Below are 19,046 nucleotides of genomic sequence, written 5' to 3' on the forward strand. Positions count from 1 at the left end.
TGCGGGGTTGGGAGTCGCCGGGCCTAGGCGCTCGCGCGTTGCTGCGGGGCGGCGACCTCGGCGAGGACGCGTGCCAACACGACCTCGGGAGTCGCGCCCGAGAATTCAGCCTCGGGATCCATCACCAAACGGTGCGTCCACACCACAGGCGCGAGTTCCTTGACGTCGTCCGGCAGCACGAAGTTACGGCCCTGCCCTGCAGCCCACACCTTCGCCGCGCGGACCATGGCCAGGGCTCCACGGACGGAGACACCGAGTCGCGTTTCCGTGGCATTTCGGGTTTCCTCGCACAGGCGGGAGATGTATTCCAGCACTGCCGTGTCCACGTGGGTCGTGGCCGCGAGGTCCGCCATGTCCGCAACGGCTTGGGTGGTGATGATCGCGGAGAGGTCCTTCGACCGATCCTTGAGATTGGTGCCGCCCAACAAACGCACCGTGGACGAGTGGTCCGGGTAGCCAATGGAGGTCTTGATCAGGAAGCGGTCCAACTGGGCTTCGGGCAGTCGGTAGGTTCCGGCCTGCTCAATGGGGTTCTGCGTTGCCAGAACCATGAACGGCCGGCCGGCGTCGTACGTGGTCCCGTCAACCGTGACGCGGGATTCTTCCATGACCTCCAGCAAGGCCGACTGCGTCTTCGGTGAGGCACGGTTGATTTCGTCCGCGAGGACGATGTTGCTGAACACCGGGCCCTTGTGGAACTCGAATTTCTGGGTCTTCTGGTCATAGATGGTCACGCCCGTCACGTCCGATGGCAGGAGATCGGGCGTGAACTGGATGCGGTTGTGGGAACCCTGCACCGTGGCTGCCAAAGCGCGGGCCAAGGAGGTCTTGCCGGTCCCGGGCGCATCCTCGAACAGGACGTGTCCCTCAGCCAACATCGCCGTGAACGTGAGCCGGATGACGTGTTCCTTACCGAGGACTGCCTGCCCGACGTTGGCAACGAGCTTTTCGAACGTTTCTGCAAACCACGCGGCCTGCTCGCTGGTCATGGTCATGGCGTTGAGTTCCTTTTCTTGGTTTTCCTGGAGCAACGTGATGACACGCCACTTAGTCCATCGATTAGCTTAAGTCCTGCGGCTAAATATTTCATCGCTGCGGCATTCCCGGAGGTGGTCCCTGGCCATCCCGGTTGGTCGTATCGTGACGGACGAAGTTTCCAGCAGCCATTCCTGACGTCAGGTGATACCAGATGCCGCTCGGGTTGTCCGCGCTCTTGTACCAGACCACGTAGTAATCCGACTGGCCCGAGGCTCCTGCGTTGAGCCACTTGCCCTCGCCCACACACGACGACGGGTTGCCGGCCCGGAAACTGTCCGTGCCGTAGCGCGGCTCGGTGCAGCTGCGCACGGGCGTTGCGGTGATGGTCCAGGACGTGGGCGGTGGCGGCGTGGGGTCGTCCCCGCTGGTGGCGTTGGCCCGTCCGACGGCACCCGCGACAACCGTGACGGCCCGAACCTCAAGCGTTCGCGTCTTGTTCCAGCCACCGCCGGAAGCGTCAAACCTGGTGGCTCCACCGACCGACTGCCACGCGCCGCCGTCAAGCTTCACTTCGTAGTGGTCCAGGGGCCGGCCATTCATGTTCGGCGGGTTCCAGTTCCAATGCACTTCGCCATCACCCTTGGCGGACGTGCCGCCGTTGACGTTCGGCGCATTCGGAGGCGCGTAGGGGTTGCCGGTGCCGATGGCCTTCGCATCGCCGGACATATTGTTCTTCACGGACGTGGCGATGATGTTGACCACCACGTTGGTCCCGTTTGGCTGGCCACCGATGTCGCCTCCGCCCCTGCCGATCGGCCCGGAGCCGTGAGCTGTTTGCCAGCGGTACGTGATCTCACCGTCCTGCGAGCCGTTGCGCTCGGCAGCAGTCAACGGGGTGAAGGTCACCCGCAGTTGCCCGCTCGTGCCGGTTGCAGTAACGGAACCACTCCCCACCATGCCCGGCTTTCCTGCTGCCCGGATAGCGGCCGATTGCTGGCTGACGCCACTGACGCCGGCCTTGTTGGTAGCCGAAACCGTGAACGTGTAGTCGGCTTCGGCGTTGGCTACGGTCACGTTTTGCGACGTTGCAGCCACCGCTTGGGAGCCCACGACGGCGCCGCCCCGGTAAGTGGTCAGCGTGTAGGTGGACACAGGGTCACCATTGTTGTTGGGCGCCGCCCAGCTCACCTTGAGTTGGCTTTGGTCGCCGACAGACCCGGCCCCGGACACAGTCGGTGCCGCGGGCGTTGCGGGTACTCCCGCCGGGGTTTCCGCGGCGGAGTAGGGACTCCACTCGGATGGTTCCTTGGCATCGTTGCGGGCAAGGACGCGGACCTTGTAGGCAACGCCGTTGGTCAGCCCCTTCCACACGTAGCTCGCGCCGGTGAGGTTCTGGATCTGGGGATTCTGCCCTGCCGGAGCAGGTGAGATTTCAAGATCGTAGGACTTGATCGGCGAACCTTTGCTGGCCGGGGGAACCCAGGCAACGGACAACTCCTTGTCCCCGTACTTCAGTGTGGGTGCCGCCGGAGTATCCGGCTTGACGTCCGGGCGCACTTCCGCGGACACCGGAGAACGGTCCGACTCGTTGATGGCGTTGGTAGCTGTCACTGCAAAGTGGTACTTCACGTTGTTGGTGAGCCCCGTCAAGGTGCACGTATTGGCCGGGCAGTCCTGCTTGAATCCTCCCTCTCCATACACCGTGTACTTGGTGATGGGCGAGCCCCGGTCAGCGGGAGCGTTCCACGTCAGAAGGGCAGTCTGGTCCCCCACGCTCTGCGCAAGGGGAGTGCTGGGCGCAGCCGGCTTGTCCTTGACGGTAAGCCTGATACGGGCCGTTGCCTGCCGCGAGGTCTCCCCCGTCTTGTCCGCCACTGTGTAGGAGACCACCAAGGTTCCGGTGAATCCGGGAGCAGGGGTCACCGTCACTGAGTCTCCGGCCACCTCGGTGTTGCCGCTGCCGGTTTCTGTTTCCGCCGCCGCAATCTTCAACGGCGTCTCCGGGAACGGGTTGGAATCGTTGGCCAGCACGTTGACCGTGACAGGCTTCCCTGATTGGGCCTCCGGCTCCACGTCGTCGTTGGCCACAGGTTTGGGCCTGTTGGAGGCTGTCATTGACAACTTGTAGGTGGCCAGCGCTTCCAAGCCGCGGCGGTCCTTGGCCTTCACCTGGACAGTGCCGCCCTGGCCGATCTGCACGGAGTCCTCGGCGGATACCCTGAGGGTCTTCCCGTCGATGTTCACCCTGAAGCCACCGGGGGCAGCGCCCACCAGCTCGTACGCCATGTTCGGGACGTCGTCCGCATCCGGATCCGAGGTCAGCTTCTCCAGGTCGAGGCTGGCCGAATCTCCCTTGGGCACCTCAACTTCGCTGCCGAGCAGCGTGGGCGGGTTGTTCTTGTTGGGGTCCGGAAGGACTTTGGTCCGGATGCTGAGCGTGGACTTCAAACTGTTGGGGTCGTCCGGGCCGGTTCCATCGGTCACTTCGAAGCTGATGGAGCCGGGTCCCACGTATTCAGTACCTGCGGTGTACTTGATGGCAGTTCCGTTGCCGGCAACAGGATCGCTGCCGTCGGCACCGATCAGCTTGATGCGGTCCGTCTGCGTCAAACGGGGCGTACGTCCGTCCCGCACCTTGACCCAGTCAGCAAGATTCACGGTGACGGACTGGCCGGAGACCAGCTCAACAACCTCATCCTTGGCGAGCGTAGGAACCTGCTGGCCGATGCCCGGAACCCAAATGATGGCGGTCGACTTCTGGCCGTCCACGTCTTCCACGGTGTAGGGCACCAGTTGCGCCTGCTCGGTCAGGTCCACAACCACGTTGCCCTCGGAACCAGGCCGGGCCGTCTCAAGGCCCGTGCTGATCTTCAGGTTCTCCCCCACACCGTCGGGATCCTCATCGTTCTTGAGGACAGGAACATCCACTGCCGTCTTCCCGAGTGTCTGCGCCGAGGTAACCCGGTCGTCACGGGCAATCGGAGCCTGCAGCGGGACGTCGTTCTTGACGATCACGCGGATGGTGGCCTGGCCTACGGCATCGCGGTCATCGGCTACCGAATAGCGGACGTTCACGGTGCCTTCGGCGGCAGGAGCGGTAACGAGGATGCGGCCGCTGGTCTTGCTGACCTGCGCGTCCAGGCCTTCGTCGGCTTCGATGCTGTCACTCAGGATCCGGATCTGGTCGCCATCGGGGTCGGTATCGTTCGCCGTCGCGTCCACCGCGATTTGGCGGCCCGGCCGGACCTTGACTTCGTCGTCCACCGGAGCCGGCTTTTGGTTGTCTTCACCGCGGGGCGCGACGCCGATGGTGACCGTTCCGGTGTTGACGGCACCTTGGCGGTCGATCACCTTGTACCGGAATGTATCGGTACCGGCACCGTCGCCGGCGGCGACGAAATCGATGAAGTTGCTACCCGCCGTCGCGGTTCCCATGGTGGGCGTGCTGTCGATGCCGGTGAGCTGGACGGAGTCGCCGTCCGGATCGATGCCGTCCAACGGCACCGGAATCCGTACCGTACCGCCGGCCACGACGCGCGCTGTAAGGTTCTGCGGCTGTGGCCGCGAGTTCTGGGCGCCTTCCAGCGGCAGGATGTGAATGGTGACCGCTGCTGCGCTCTTCTGTCCCTGTGGATCGACGGCGTTGTAGATGGCACGCACGGTCTTCGGCGTGGGGCCGGCGATGAAGCGCAGGGTGTTCTCGGAAATGAAGGCCTTGCCGTCTTCTTCGGCTACCGTCTGGGCCAACTCCGGGTCAACGGACAACTTTTCGCCCTGCGGGTGGGTGTCGTTGTCCAGGACGGGGATGGTGACGACGTCGTTGACGCGTACGTTGACTTCGTCGGGTTTCGGCTGCGGAGCTTCGACGACGGCGGGGGCCGGGACGGGCATCACACCTACCGTCCCCGTAGCCGAACCGCGGCCGTTGGACATGGTGTAACTGAAAACGAAGGGTTCCTTGGCGCCAAGGACATCGGTGACGCGCAGGACGCTGTGGTCAATCACGCTGACGGAAGCAGAGGAACCCGGGGGCACGTTGACGGATTGAAGGACCAGCACGCCACCGGAAGGATCGGAGTCGTTCGCGAGCGGATCGACCAGTACGCTGCCGCCTACCGGGAGGAGGGCGACGTCGTGGACAGCCACCGGCGCTCCTGCGTCCTTACCGGACTCCACGTCCACGCGAATCAGCCCTTGGCTGCTCTGGGGACCGTTGCTGGCAATGTAGGTGAGGTACACGGGGCCGGGAGTGTTGCTGCGGAAGGTGAAGGTCCCGCCGTCGGTCACGGGTCCCAGCTCGGCCTGGCCGGCGGCCTCAACGTGTGCCACGCGCAAGGCGCCGCCGTTGGGGTCGACGTCGTTCTTCAGGGGCGCGATCACCAGGTCCTGGCCTACGACGGCGGTGACATGGTCTGCATTGACCACAGGCGCGAGGGCGCCCGGCGGCTGCACGTTCACGACGACGCGGCCCTCGGTGGTGGCGCGGCCATCCCACACCGTAATGGTCACGTTCTTCTTGCCGGCGGCCGCACCGGAGTCCTGGTAGGTCAGCAGACCGTCACGGCGTACTTTGACCTGGTCCTGCTCGTTGTCGGCCTTGGCATCCAACAGGACGAGGTCGTCCCCATCGGGATCCATCCAGTCCGTGAGGATGTTTTGGCTTACCGACTTACCCTGCTCTACGAGCATGGTGGTAGGTTCGGCGCGTTTGAAGAACGGGGGCCTGTTGTCTTCAGGGGCCACCACGCGCAGGGTAACTTTGCCGCCGGCCGACAATCCGCGTCCGTCGGAGGCGTTGTAGTCGAAAACTTCAGTACCGGGCGTGGCTTCGGCCGGGACTTTGACTTGGAACGCTGAACCGCCGTAGATGTTTTCGAGGGTCCCGGCCCTGGGGCCGTTGGCGCCAACCGCGGCGGTGAGGACATCGCCGTCGGGATCTGAATCGTTGTCCAGCACGCTCAGGATGGACGTCCGGCCGGGCCGGACGCCAAACTCGTCCGGTTTGGTTTCGGGTGCCCGGTTGGGCTTGGTGCGGTCGGGAAGGACATTGATGGTGTTGTTGTCCGCGGATTCCTGGTCCTGGTCATCGGACTGGTTCTTCGGCGGCACCACATCGTCCCAGTTGTTGACCAACTGCATGTTCTGGTTGACCAGCCATACGCTGCCGGAATTGATGTCGTTGAGGACCACGAGGTCCCGGTTCACACGGAAAACGTAGCTCGGGGATGCGCTGGCCTTGGGTACGTCGTTTTTCTTGTCGTCGGCGTCGTTGTCGCAATCGCGGACGTACTTGTTGGCCCCGGACCACGCAGCGTGCACACACTTGCTGACCTGCACGGGCGCAGCGGGAACACCCTCGCCGTCGGCATTGACGGTGGCGGCCGTCGACCCGTCCAAGGGCTGCTTCAACAGTGATTTCCGAGTGGAGATAGCCACAAAGCCGCTGTCTTCGCCGCTCTGTTGGAGTTTGGCTTCACGCGCGTCCTGCAATTGGAGCTTGCGTCCGCCCGGCAGGAAGAGGTTTCCGGACGCCGCATCCAGAACCACCGGCTTGTCGCCAACAACGGCGATCTGCAGGTCTCCGGCGCCCTTGAGCTCGTCCACTTTGGTCGCTTCGGAAGCCGTCCGCTCGCCGGTAGCGTCCACGGTGGTGATGGTGATCTCGCCCTTGCCGGGATCAGCCGTGTAGATCCGGTTGTCCTGGCCCACGGCGGACACGATGCCCTGCGAGCCGGTGAGGACCGGCTCCGTTCCTTCTTCGTCAAACCCGTTCACTGAGGACGGGGAAAGGGCCCACACCTTGCCTCGAGCGGGGTCGGTTACGGACAGGACGGTGGAGCCGTAGCTGACTTGCGAGGATGACGGGAGCTGTTTATCGCCGCCAAGCTTGAGGTTAGCTGCCGAGACCTGGTTGATGGTGGACCCGGATTCGTCGTCCACGAAGACGTTGCCGTCGTGCTGCAGGACATCGAAAGTGGTGCTCGCGGGCGTCACTGCCCCGTCAAGGACACGAGACGGATAGTTCAACCTGCCGACGGCGTTCTTTGTCTTGCTGACTACCCACACGCCGCCGTCGTTCAGGTCCACCTCGGTGGTCTTGAACCCCGGGTACAGTACGGCACCCGCCACCAGTACGGCACCGGCCGCGGACACGGCTGTAGCCGTTATGAGTTTTTTGTTTCGACGCTTTTTCAGCCCCAGCTTGCCGAAGAAAGATGTCACAGCCCCAAAATTCCCTTGTCGTACAGCTGCCGAGAAGCAGCTTCCTGGCCGTCCGGCAAGTGCCGGCAGCCGCGCATTCCGCAGTACCCCCATACGGCGGCGGAATTTTCAGTCCCTAAGACTATCCCACGCGCCAAACGGCTAGCCAAGGGAACCCGAGATCGGGCTCTCCATTGGCTTTGACAGCCTAAGTGGTCCTCCACAGGTGGCGCGATGGGGACAACTACCCTCAACAATGCGGAGCTCCCAGCGGTCCAGGCTCCCCGACGGTGGTGTGGAACGAGATGATGTAGCGGCCCACGTTGCGGGCCGATCCGTCTTCAATCCGCCACCACGTGAACATCCGGTCGTCCTGGTCACCCTGGACGACGTAGCACTTCACCACCATCTTTTGGCCCGGGTACTCCCACGGTGGAACGTTGGCGTTCACGCCATCACAGGTGAAGTAGGGCGAAGGCCTGTAGTTGTCACCGCCCAAGGTGTACGTGCAGGAGCGCTGGACCACCGAGGTATTCAGGACGCCTTCCCAGACGCCTTGCTTACCCGAGGTGGCGCTTGCGCTGACCTCCGGGCCCGGAGTTCCGAGGGAGTTGAACGTCTGGACGTAAATAGTCCGGGTCTGCTCCCAGCCACCGGTGTTGATGGTCCTGCTGCCCGACGCTGCCACCGTTTCCCAGGCGCCGTTGTCGATCCGGATTTTTGTGGTCCTGACATCGTTGGTGGCCGGCGAAGGTGAAGACCAATTGAGGGTCACCGACTGGTTGTTAAGGGCACCATTCGTGCCTGACGCCGACGGCGTTCCCGGAGAGCCAAACGGCGTAGCTGTCGCGGGGGCACTGGCGTCGGAGCTGGGCGCCACGGAGGAATTGGCCGTCACCGTGATGCTGGTGGCCTGGCCGTTGGCGAAGCCGCCGATGGTTTGGCCCGGCTGGATGGGCCCGGACTGCCCGGTGCTGGCCCTGTACGTGTAGCTGACCTCGCTGGCGCTGGAGCCGTTGCGTTGGGCTGCGCTGAGCACGCTGAAGTTGATCGTCAGCTGTCCGCCTGCTCCCCCGGTGTTGGCGGGCGCGGCGCTGACGTTCGCCACTGTTCCCAACTTTCCAGTGGCCCTTCGTGGTGCCGATGCTGCGCTCACGGCACCCTTGCCGGCTTTGTTCTCGGCCTGGACCGTAAACGTGTAGCCGGCCTCGGAGTTGTTGGCCGTGAACGTTGCCGAACGGACGTTGCCCGGGATGGTTTGAGTCTGCGTCGCTCCGCCACCGCCACTCATGGTGACGTAGTAATTCTTAATGGGGTCTCCGTTAGTGTCCGGTTCCGTCCAGTCAGCGCGGAGTTGGTTCTGCGAACCAACGGAAGATACTACGGCGGTGCTCGGCGCTGCCGGGGCTCCGGGCAGTCCCGCGGGGTGGTCTTCGCCGGAGTACAGACTCCATTCGGAAGGGCCGAGGTCGTTGACTGCTTGGGCGCGGACTTTGTACTTCACGCCGTTCGTCAATCCCGGCCACGTGTAGCTCAGGCCGGTGACGTCGTTCTTGACGGCGATCCCGTTTGCCGGAGGTGGTGAGATCTCCAGGTTGTAGTGCTTCACCGGTGAGCCTTCGGTCTTTGCCGGGGTCCAGGTGATCGCGAGGTCCTTGTCGCCTGCCTTGACGGACGGGGCATCCGGCGGCGACGGCTTCTCGTCCGGCCGGATCTCATTGGAGGCCACCGAGGGTTGCGAATCGCCCACCTCATTGGTGGCCGTGACGGTGAAGACGTACTTCACGTTGTTCGTCAGACCCGTGAGCGTACAGGTCGTGGTGGGGCATTCCTGCTGGAAGCCGGCCGCCTTGACGGTGTATTTGGTAATGGACGCGCCATTGTCCGACGGCGGCGCCCACTTCAGGACGGCCGTCCGGCTGCGGACGTCGGTTGCCACGGGAGCGGACGGGGCGTCCGGCTTGTCCCGAACAGTAATCCGGACCCGTCCCACGGCTTGGCGGCTGGGATCGTCAGTCTTGTCCTTCACGGTGTAGCGGACAACGAGCACCCCCTTGGAGCCGTCGGCAGGGGTCACCGTAATGGAATCCCCTGCGATAGCGGGCTGCCCGGAAGCCGAGCCTGTTTCCACCACGGCAGACTCGATTTTCAGCGGAGTTTCGCTGAAGGGGTTGAAGTCGTTGGCGAGTACATTGACCGTTTCCGGCTTTCCCGCGTTGGCCTTCTCCACGGTGTCGTCGTTCGCCGCCGGCTTTGGCCGGTTGGACGAAACCACAGTGACCGTCACGGCAGCCCTGACGGCATCCGACCGGCCGTCGGCAACCTTCAACGGGAAGGTACCGCGGGCACCGGGGTTGATTGACGAACCCGGCGTGACCTTGAGGGTGCTGCCATCGACCCTTACCTCGAATCCGCCCGGCTGCTGTCCGTCGAGCTCGAACGTGAGCTTGCCCTGGTCTTGTTCGTCTACGTCCTTGGCCAGGTTCGCAAGGTCGAGCTCGGTGGTTTCGCCCTTGGGAGCGTCAATCGCGGCCCCGCTGAAGGTAGGCGGGTGATTGGCGTCGGGATCAGGCAGGACCTTGGTCATGATGGTCAGTGTTGACTTCAGTCCGTCGGCGTCATCCGGACCGGAACCGTCGGTCACTTCGAACGTCACGGAGCCCGGACCTACGTAGTCCGGCTGGGCTGCATAGCGCAGGGCTGTTCCGTCACCCGTAATGGCGTTCAGCGGATCCCCGCCTTGGACCCGGACCTTATCCGCCACAGTGATGCGCGGGGTCCGGCCGTCCCTGACTTTGACGTAGTCGCGCAAAGCCAAAATCAGTTCGTCTCCAGCGGTCACTTCCACAACGTCGTTCTTCGCGAGCGTCGGGTACTGGAGGCCTTGGCCTGGAATCCACATCACTGCCATAGCCGTTTGGCCGTCGATGTCGGTGACGGTGTATGGAATCAGCTGGTCCTGGGGAGCCAGCGTCACCACCACGCTTCCAGCTGCGTCCACGCGTGCATTCGGGTTCCCGTCGGGCAGGGAGATTTTGAGGTCCTCCGCGACGCCGTCCGGGTCTGAGTCGTTCTTGAGCACGGGCACATCCACGGCCGTCTTGCCGAGGGTCTCAGCCAGGGTCACCCTGTCGTCCGCTGCTACGGGTGCGTGCAATGCCGCTGTGGGGCTCGTTTGGACGCGGATTACCGCGCTGGCTTCGGCTTTCTTGTCATCCTGGATGCGGTAACTGACACTCTCATTGCCCGCCATTCCCGGTGCCGTCAGCACGACTTTCCCCGTATCCGCCTCAACCTGAAGCTCGGGCTTCGCCTCAAACGTCGGCACCAAGCCGATGGGATCGCCGTCGGGATCCGAATCGTTCTGCAACGCATCGACGGCGACCCGGCGGCCGGGACGGACGTCAACGACGTCGTCAACGGCGATCGGTTTCTGGTTGTCGACTTCGGCCGGGGCGATGCCAACGATGACCGTGCCGGCGTTCTCTGCCCCGATGCGGTCCCGCACCCGGTAGCTGAAAGTATCGGTGCCGGACGACTTTCCGCCCGCCGTGTACTCGAGATAGCCGTCCCGGAGGACTGCTGTTCCCATGGCGGGGGCCTTGTCGATGCCGATGATCTGGACGGAGTCTCCGTCCGCGTCAATGCCGTCCAGCGGGACGGGAACCTTGACCGTCATCCCGGCCACCACCCTGGCGGTCAGGTTCTTCGGTTCGGGACGCGTGTTGGCGGCATCATCGCGTGCCCTGATTCGGATGGTCACCTGTTGCGAGTCAGTTTGCCCGGAGTCGTTGGTGACCTTGTAGATCGCATAGACCGTCTTCGCCTCTTCGCCGGCGATGAACCGCAGGGTATTGCCGGACACGAACATCCGGCCGTCGACGTCATCCGGCTGCTGCGCAAGAACGGGATCAAGGGTGAGCTCGCCACCGTTGGGTTCGGAATCGTTCTCCAACACCGGAATGGTCACGACGTCTCCGGCGCGTACCGTTGCCTCGTCCGGTTTGGCCTGTGGAGCCTGCAGCTTGGTGGGTGCCGGTACCACCTGGACAGAGATGTCACCCGTGGCGGAGGCTTTTCCGTTCGAAATTGTGTACTTCAGGGAGAGCTGGCCCTCGGCGCGGATATCAGTGATCTTGACCACCGAATGATTCAAGACAGCCACGCTGACCGGGAGGCCGTCGGCTGCCGTCACGGACTGCACCACGAGGACGCCGCCGGCGGGGTCGGAGTCGTTGCCCAGGACGTCAACCACGGTGCTGCCGCCGCTTGGCAGGAGTGCAATGTCGCGCACCGCGACGGGGGCGCCGTCATTGTTTCCGGAGACGACGTCGACACGCACCAACTGCTGCGCACTCGCCGGCCCGTTGGTCACCATGTAGGTGACGTAATGGGCGCCGACTGCTGCTGAATTGAACGTGAACGTCTGTTGATCGGGGCCGACGACGGCGGTTGACTGTCCGTCCGGTTGTGCTTGGGCCAACCGGAGAGTCCCGCCCTGGGGGTCGGTGTCGTTCTTGAGCGGTGCGATGACGGTGTCCTGGCCGGCGACGGCCACAACGTGGTCGGCATTGGCGATGGGAGGCAATGCACCCGGCGCCCGGACGTCCACGGTGATCCGGCCTTCCGTGGTGAGCGAACCGTCCGAAACGGTCACTGTGAGCGTCTTCCGGCCCGGGCCGGCCCCCGAGTCCTGGAAGGTGAGCAAGCCGTCCGGCCTGATCCGGACCTGGTCAGCCGGATCGCTACTGGAGGCGGCGACGGCGAAGATGTCGTCGCCGTCGGGGTCTGTCCAGTCAGTAAGGACGAACTGGCTGGCCGGCTTGCCGGACTGAACCACCAGCGTGTTGTTGCGGTTCGGCTTTTGTTGCGGCGCGCTGTTTTCTTCGGGAGGCACGATCCGCAGATCAACGTCGGCCGAGCCGGTGCCGCCCCTGCCGTCGTCCACTGAGTAGGTGAACGTCTCCGAACCCGTGGCGCCGGAAGCCACGGCAACCTGGAAGCCTGTTCCGCCGTAAACGGCTGACAGGGCGCCGGACTTGAGCGGCTGGCTGGAGCTGACGGTGAGGACGTCGCCGTCCGCATCAGCGTCATTGTCCAGCACCGGAAGGATAGTGGTCTTGCCCGCCCGAACCCCAAACGCGTCCGGTTTGGCCATGGGCGGGGTATTCGGTTTGCTCCGGTCCGGGAGCACGGTTTGCTGTACTTCGTCGGCTGAGTCCTGTTCGGCGTCGTCCGAAGTCTGCTGCGGGGGGATGACGTCGTCCCAGTTGTTGACCAGCTGCATGTTCTGGTTGACCATCCAGACGTTGCCGGAGTTGACGTCGTTCAGCACGACGAGATCGCGGTTTACCCGGAAAACATACGACGGCGACGCACTCGCCTTGGGAACGTCGGCGCGGCGGTTGTCCGCTTCGTTGCGGCATTCACGAACGTATTTGTTGGTGCCGGACCAGGCAGCGTAGGTGCACCCGCCCAAATGGACCGGCGCTGCGGGGATGCCGTGGCCATCGGATTGGACAACCTTTGCCGTTCCGCCGTCGAGGGGCTGCAGGAGGAGCGCCTCGGGAGTAGCAATCGCTACGGCATCGGCTTCCGGACCGCTTTGCTGGAGCCTGGCGTCTCTAGCGTTGTCGAGTTGGACCTTGGCGCCGTTCGGAAGGACGATGGTTCCGCTTGCCTGGTCGAGGATCACAGCCTTGGTCCCGACTGTTGTAAGCTGCACCTCGCCGTCAGTTTTCAGCGCGTCGTCTGTCCGGACCTGCGAGTCAACGGCCTCGCCGTCGGCGTCCACGGTAGTGGCCGTGAGCTGGCCCGCTTTCGGGTCCAGGGTGTGGATGGTGTCGTCCACACCGACCTCGGTCACAATTCCCGCGGACTGTTCAAAGAGGGGCTCGGCTTCTTCGCTGAATCCGCCGAGCGAGGTTGGCGATACAGCCCAGACCTTGCCTTTCGAAGGGTCTGTAACCGCCAGGACCTTGCTGCCAAAGCTGACTTCCGCGGCTCCAGGGAGTTTCTGGTCGCCTCCAAGACGCATATTGGCGGCGCTGACCGGGTTGATGGTCGCCCCGCCGGCATCGTCGATGAAGACGTCGCTGGCTTGCTGCAGGATGTCGAAATCCGTGCTGGCCGGGGTGACCGCGCCATCCAGGGACTTGGAAGGATAGTTCAACCGTCCTGCGGCATTCTTGGATTTGCTCACCACCCACACGCCGCCGTCGTTGAGGTCGACGTCGGTGGTCTTGAATCCCGGGTAGAGGATGGCCCCGGTGACAAGGACAGCCGCAGCGGCCGTGAAAGCCGTGGCTGTCAGGACTTTGGTGCGGCGTTTCGCCATGCACATCCCCCGGAAAATTGGCAGCCCGCAGGAAACGCGCGGCTGGCTTAACGCGAACAATCACCCAGCTTACTGGGTTAATCCATCGATTGGTTCAGTTGTGATGTCCGTCGCAGATCAGTCCAGGACCAAGCCCTTGCCACGCCCGCGCGCCAACATGACCGGATGGATTTCGCCAAATCCACGGACGTTTTCCGATTTCTGCGGAACCAGCACGAAGCGCTCGTCCTGTCCCAGCGCCGCGGCAGTCATGGCATCGACCAGCACGGTGCCCGGTTGCGCCAAGGTGGTCAGCCGCGCTGCAAGGTTGACTGTCGGCCCGTAGATGTCCCCAAGGCGGGACAAAATACGGCCCCACACCATGGACACCCGCGCTTGCGGCAGGATCTCGTCCTCGGTGAAAGCCTGGGCCAACGCGAGGGATATTTCCGCTCCGGCAGCCGGGGTTTCCGCGATGTACAGGACTTCATCGCCCACTGTCTTAACCAATCGCCCACCGCCCACCGAGATGATCTCGGCGCACTTGTTCTCGAAGCGTTGGACCATCTGGGCCAGTGTCTTCTCGTTCATGCGGCGCGACAGGCTGGTGTAAGAAACCAGGTCCGCAAACCCTACGGCACGGGCCAGCGGCAACGGTGCGTCGTCTTCGTCGCCCTCGCGCCCCTCCTCGCTTGCCTGCAGACCTGCTTCAGCGCGAACGGCCAGGCGCTGGACGCCCGCGTTGAGCTGACGACGATAGGAGTAAACGAGGATCTCTTCCAAGGAATCCACGAGTGCGGGCAGCTGGCTCACCAACTGTTTACGGGCGACAGCATCCGGGATCCCGTGCTCCTGGACCATGTCTTCCACCAGGGCTTCTACCTGCCAGACCACCATGCGGTCCGTCATCTGGCCAATGGAACGCGTCACTGAGATTGCAGCTTCCTCCGTCAGGAGCCCGGCGCGGACGAGATCGAGGATGGTGGACAGCGCGGCCTGGTCACGTTCGGTGAAGGCAACGTCGTCGTCGCCGAAGTTGGGGAAGCCAAGGGCGCGCCACAGTTTCCTTGCGGACAGGATGGACACTCCTGCTCCCGCGGCGACTTCACGACGACGGAGCTTTCGTTCCCCGCCAAGGAGCCTTGCCTCGAGCGCTTTGATCGCCACCCGCTCGGCGGACATCACGCCGGTGGGCGGGCCTGCGGTCACGGCCGGCTGGGCCGGCTCAGGTTCCGTGTCCTCATCCACTGAAGGTTCGGGTACGGCGTCGAACTCCTGGTCCAGGTCCTCGCCGGACTGCTGATCCTCAACGCTCATCTCTTCCACCTTCTCTCAATTCCCACGGCAACTCGTCATAGTCCGTCAGGACTTCACCCTCAAAGACCTCACCCTTTGGGAGGTCATCCATGGCGTCCAGGATGAATCCCCTGAATTTCCCGACCTCCGGAACGTCGGCCAGGACCGCTGTGCCGGAGGGTCCGGTATCCAAGGATATATTCCCTGAATGCAACGATCGCTGGAGCAGGGTCTGCTGGATGCCAACACTACGGACCGACATCAGGGACACTTGCCAGTCGCCACGGCTGAAGACCCCGAACCTGGCGATGATCCGGCGGCTCGTCAGGATGTACCTGTGGGCCCGCCATCTCAGGAACCGCTTGAGGCTGTAGGCCAGAAGCACGAGTCCGGCCAGGCCGATGCAAGCGCCCATCAACCACGGCGTCCACTCCACTGTAATGAACCCCGCAAGCCGCTGCGGGTTGCCCTTGACGATCCACGCACAGGCGTAGGCAGCCAGGGCAGGTATGACGATGAAAGCAAGCACCGGAAAGAACAGGGAGCGAGCCTGTTGACGCGTGATGGTGATGACCTGCTCCCCCGGAAGCAGTTCTTTACGCATAACCGCTTTCTGTGGCGCGCAGATGCACCACGTCCCCGGCCGTCACCACGTGCTCGCGTCCGCCGTGGTCCACCACCAACAGCGAACCGTGCTCGTCCAAGCGTGAGGCATGGCCCACCAGTTCATGGTCGCCCGGCAGGTGCGCCCGCACCTCGCGCCCCAGGGTGACCATGGCGGACTCCACCCTCTTGTGCAGGGAGGCGCCACCGGCCAAACCGGCGGCGGGATCGCCTTCAGAGTTACAGAAGCTGCGGTACAACCGGGCAAAACGCGAAAGGTAACTCTTGAGCAGCGCGGTGCGGTCCGTCGTCGTACTTCCTTCCAAGGCGAGCGACGTTGCCGTTGGTACCGGCAACTCGTCTTCTGCCAAGGAAACGTTAAGGCCGACCCCAAGGATCACCGCCGGGACGGAACCATCGCCCAGCGGAGTCATCTGCGCCAGGATGCCGGCGATCTTCCGGCCGTTGACCAGGACATCGTTAGGCCACTTGATCTCTGCCGTGACGCCTGCCGTTTCCTGCAGGGCCTCCCGCAGGGCAACAGCTGCAAGCAGGGACAGCCACGAATAGCTCGCAGTGGGAACTGGCATACCGTCCGCCGTTACGGGGCGCAGGACCATGGAGACCGATACCGCTGAACGTTCCGGCGATTCCCAGTGCCGGTCCAAGCGGCCGCGAGCCGCCGTCTGATGCTCTGCTGTCAGGACCGCGAGGTCAGCCCACTTTTTCGGTTCCACCGTGACGGCCCGCACCAGGTCCGCGTTGGTGGAGCCCGTGGATTCGACGACCTTCAGTTGCGAAATGCCGGTGGCGGACAGAAAATCCGGGGCCTGCAATGCCTCGCGGTCCAAGGCGGCGCGGGGCTGGGAATCGTGCGGTTCGGGCAGTTCGGCATCCATAGCAGAATCCTATCCAGTTGGCGCCCTCAGGACTGCGTCGGCGAACATGTGAATCCGCTTAGAGGAAGATGTCCGGCACCAGGCGGTCTTCGGGCGCACCGAGGCTGTATGGCGTAAAGTCCGTCACTCCGGAGGCCCTGAGGACTTCCTCGTCCGTGTAGAAGTTTCCCGTACCGCGACCGCCACCGGCGAGGTTCGCTCCGGTCAAGACGGCGTGCGCCGCGTCAGCCATGATTTCCGGGCCGCGAGCCGCCTGCACCATCTGCTGCCCGCCGGGCATGTTCCGAATGGCTGCGGTGTCGATCAAGGTGCAGGGCCATAGGGAGTTGACCGATACACCGTCGTCCTTGAGTTCCTCGGCGAGCCCCAGCGTCGTGAGGCTCATTCCGTATTTGGCCATGGTGTAGGCCAAGTGCATGCCGGCCCACTTGGGGTCGAGATTCAGGGGTGGAGACAGCGTGAGGATGTGCCCATCGCCGGATTCACGCAAGGCAGGGAGGGCCAACTTGGAGAGCAGGAAGGTGCCGCGGACGTTGATGTCCTGCATGAGGTCGTAGCGCTTCATGTCCAAGGCGTCCGTACGGGACAGGTCAATTGCGGAAGCATTGTTAACAACGACGTCGATCCCGCCAAAACGCTCGACGGCGGCACCCACCGCTGCGGCGACGTCGTCGTCGTTGCGAACGTCCCCCACGAGGGGCAGAGCCTGGCCGCCGGCGGCGACCAGTTGCTCGGCGGCCGTAAAGACGGTTCCCTCGAGCTTCGGGTGGGGTTCCCCGGTCTTTGCCATCAGCACTATGTTGGCGCCGTCCCGGGCGGCCCGGATTGCGATCGCGAGCCCGATGCCCCGGCTGCCGCCGGACATGATGATGGTCTTGCCTTTGAGTGAGCCGCTGGCCGTATAGGGAGTCATGGAGACACTTTAGCCCAACTATGTTACTCGCGGGTAACATTGCGACGGCTTTGGCTTGGGCGCGGAAAATTGTAGGGTTTCTACAGCGGTTCACGGCAATGGCGTCACTAGACTGGCCACCGGGGCCTCTTCTTTGTACGGAAGCTACTTAAGTCAGCTAGTCGACCGGCATTGGACTGCGCCCAGCGAATATCAGCTACAGAGCCGGAGACACTTGATGAGCCACGATCTGACAACGACTGCGGGAAAGATTGCAGACTTCCGCGACCGCCAGGCACGTGCCGAGCAGCCTTCCGGCCCGGAAGCTATCGAAAAGCAGCACGCGCGCGGCAAGAACACCGCCCGCGAACGCATTGACCTGCTGGTTGACCCCGGATCGTTCGTCGAGTTCGACGCCCTCGCGGTTCACCGCTCCACGGCATTCGGCATGGAGAAGAAGAAACCCCTGGGCGATGGCGTGGTCTCCGGCTACGGCACCGTGGACGGCCGCCTCGTAGCCATCTACAGCCAGGACTTCAGCGTTTACGGTGGCTCGCTTAGCCAGGTCAACGGTGAAAAAATCGTCAAGGTCCAGGAATTCGCCCTCCGGAACGGCTGCCCGGTTGTGGGCATCAATGATGGCGGCGGCGCCCGCATCCAGGAAGGCGTTGCCTCCTTGGCCATGTTCGCGGACATCTTCCGCAACAACGTCCACGCCTCGGGAGTGGTCCCCCAGATCTCCCTCATCATGGGCCCGTGTGCCGGTGGCGCAGCCTACTCCCCCGCGCTGACCGACTACGTGGTGATGGTGGACAAGACCTCCCACATGTTCATCACGGGCCCCGACGTCATCAAGACGGTCACCGGGGAGGACGTGGACATGGAAACCCTCGGCGGTGCCCGCCAGCACAACGCCACCACGGGAACGTCCACCTACCTCGCTTCGGACGAAGCCGATGCAATCGAGTTTGTTCGGGAACTCCTGGACTTCCTGCCCTCCAACAATCTCTCCGAGGCCCCGGTAGTGGAACACGACCAGGAACTGGAACTCGACGATGACGACCACGCCCTGGACGGGCTGATCCCCGATTCCGCCAACCAGCCCTATGACATGCGCAAGGTCATCGAGCAGATCGTGGACGATGCACACTTCCTCGAGATGCAGTCGCTCTACGCTCCCAATGTGATCATCGGCTACGGACGCGTTGAGGGTCACACTGTGGGCATCGTCGCGAACCAGCCGATGCAGTTTGCCGGCACCCTGGACATCTCCGCTTCCGAGAAAGCTGCCCGGTTTGTCCGCCACTGCGACGCCTTCAACATTCCCATCATCACGCTGGTTGACGTGCCCGGCTTCCTGCCGGGCAAGGACCAGGAATTCCAAGGCATCATCCGTCGCGGTGCCAAGCTCCTCTACGCCTACGCCGAGGCCACCGTTCCCAAGCTCACTGTCATCACCCGCAAGGCGTACGGCGGCGCTTACATCGTGATGGGCTCCAAGAAGCTCGGTGCCGACCTCAACCTTGCCTGGCCAACGGCGCAGATCGGCGTCATGGGTGCGCAGGGTGCAGTGAACATCCTGTACCGCCGCGACCTCGCAGCCGTGGCAGAAGCAGGTGGCGACGTGGAAGCCAAGCGTGCGGAAATCATCCAGGGGTACGAGGAAGAACTCCTCAACCCGTACCAGGCCGCTGAGCTCGGCTATGTTGATGCCGTAATTGCGCCGTCCGACACACGCCTGCAGATCATCCGTGGGCTGCGTGCGCTGCGTGACAAGCGCGCCAGCCTGCCCACCAAGAAGCACGGGAACATTCCGCTGTGAGTGCTGCCAAGAACCCCTTACCCGCCAGCGAGCCCGTGC

8 protein-coding genes are annotated in these 19,046 nt (G+C 63.6%); 1 reads left to right on the forward strand and 7 read right to left on the reverse strand.

The annotated features are described in order from the left end of the window. Positions 1 to 23: 23 nt before the first annotated feature. The 7 genes from AB0N65_RS13065 to AB0N65_RS13095 form a co-directional block, all read right to left on the reverse strand. The gene (locus AB0N65_RS13065; RefSeq protein WP_364161971.1) at positions 24 to 995 is read right to left on the reverse strand and encodes a MoxR family ATPase; all 972 of its coding nucleotides are present in this window, start codon (positions 993 to 995) and stop codon (positions 24 to 26) included. 91 nt (positions 996 to 1,086) lie between these two features. Then, on the reverse strand, positions 1,087 to 7,200 hold the full coding sequence (locus AB0N65_RS13070) for an Ig-like domain-containing protein (protein WP_364161974.1): 6,114 nt from the start codon (positions 7,198 to 7,200) through the stop codon (positions 1,087 to 1,089). Positions 7,201 to 7,429: 229 nt separating this feature from the next. Then, positions 7,430 to 13,516 carry an Ig-like domain-containing protein gene (locus AB0N65_RS13075; protein ID WP_364161977.1) on the reverse strand — a complete coding sequence of 2,029 codons (6,087 nt, stop codon included), beginning with the start codon at positions 13,514 to 13,516 and terminating at the stop codon, positions 7,430 to 7,432. 117 nt (positions 13,517 to 13,633) lie between these two features. Next, complete coding sequence (locus AB0N65_RS13080; protein ID WP_364161979.1) at positions 13,634 to 14,812, reverse strand: adenylate/guanylate cyclase domain-containing protein; 1,179 nt, start codon at positions 14,810 to 14,812, stop codon at positions 13,634 to 13,636. Further along, positions 14,802 to 15,395 carry a PH domain-containing protein gene (locus tag AB0N65_RS13085; RefSeq protein ID WP_364161982.1) on the reverse strand — a complete coding sequence of 198 codons (594 nt, stop codon included), beginning with the start codon at positions 15,393 to 15,395 and terminating at the stop codon, positions 14,802 to 14,804. The genes AB0N65_RS13080 and AB0N65_RS13085 overlap by 11 nt, the downstream gene beginning before the upstream one ends. Then, positions 15,388 to 16,293: a biotin--[acetyl-CoA-carboxylase] ligase gene (locus AB0N65_RS13090; RefSeq protein WP_364161985.1), complete on the reverse strand. Its 906-nt coding sequence runs from the start codon at positions 16,291 to 16,293 to the stop codon at positions 15,388 to 15,390. The genes AB0N65_RS13085 and AB0N65_RS13090 overlap by 8 nt, the downstream gene beginning before the upstream one ends. A gap of 58 nt (positions 16,294 to 16,351) precedes the next feature. Continuing rightward, entirely contained in the window at positions 16,352 to 17,206 is an 855-nt protein-coding gene (locus tag AB0N65_RS13095) for an NAD(P)-dependent oxidoreductase (RefSeq protein WP_364161988.1), read from the reverse strand. A 217-nt stretch (positions 17,207 to 17,423) separates the two neighbouring features. Between AB0N65_RS13095 and AB0N65_RS13100 the strand changes: the two genes are divergently transcribed. Next, positions 17,424 to 19,007, forward strand: coding sequence for an acyl-CoA carboxylase subunit beta (locus AB0N65_RS13100; RefSeq protein WP_364161990.1), 1,584 nt, complete (start codon positions 17,424 to 17,426; stop codon positions 19,005 to 19,007). Positions 19,008 to 19,046: the final 39 nt, after the last annotated feature.

The sequence above is a fragment of the Paenarthrobacter sp. NPDC089322 genome (assembly GCF_040684895.1).
Lineage (GTDB): Bacteria > Actinomycetota > Actinomycetes > Actinomycetales > Micrococcaceae > Arthrobacter.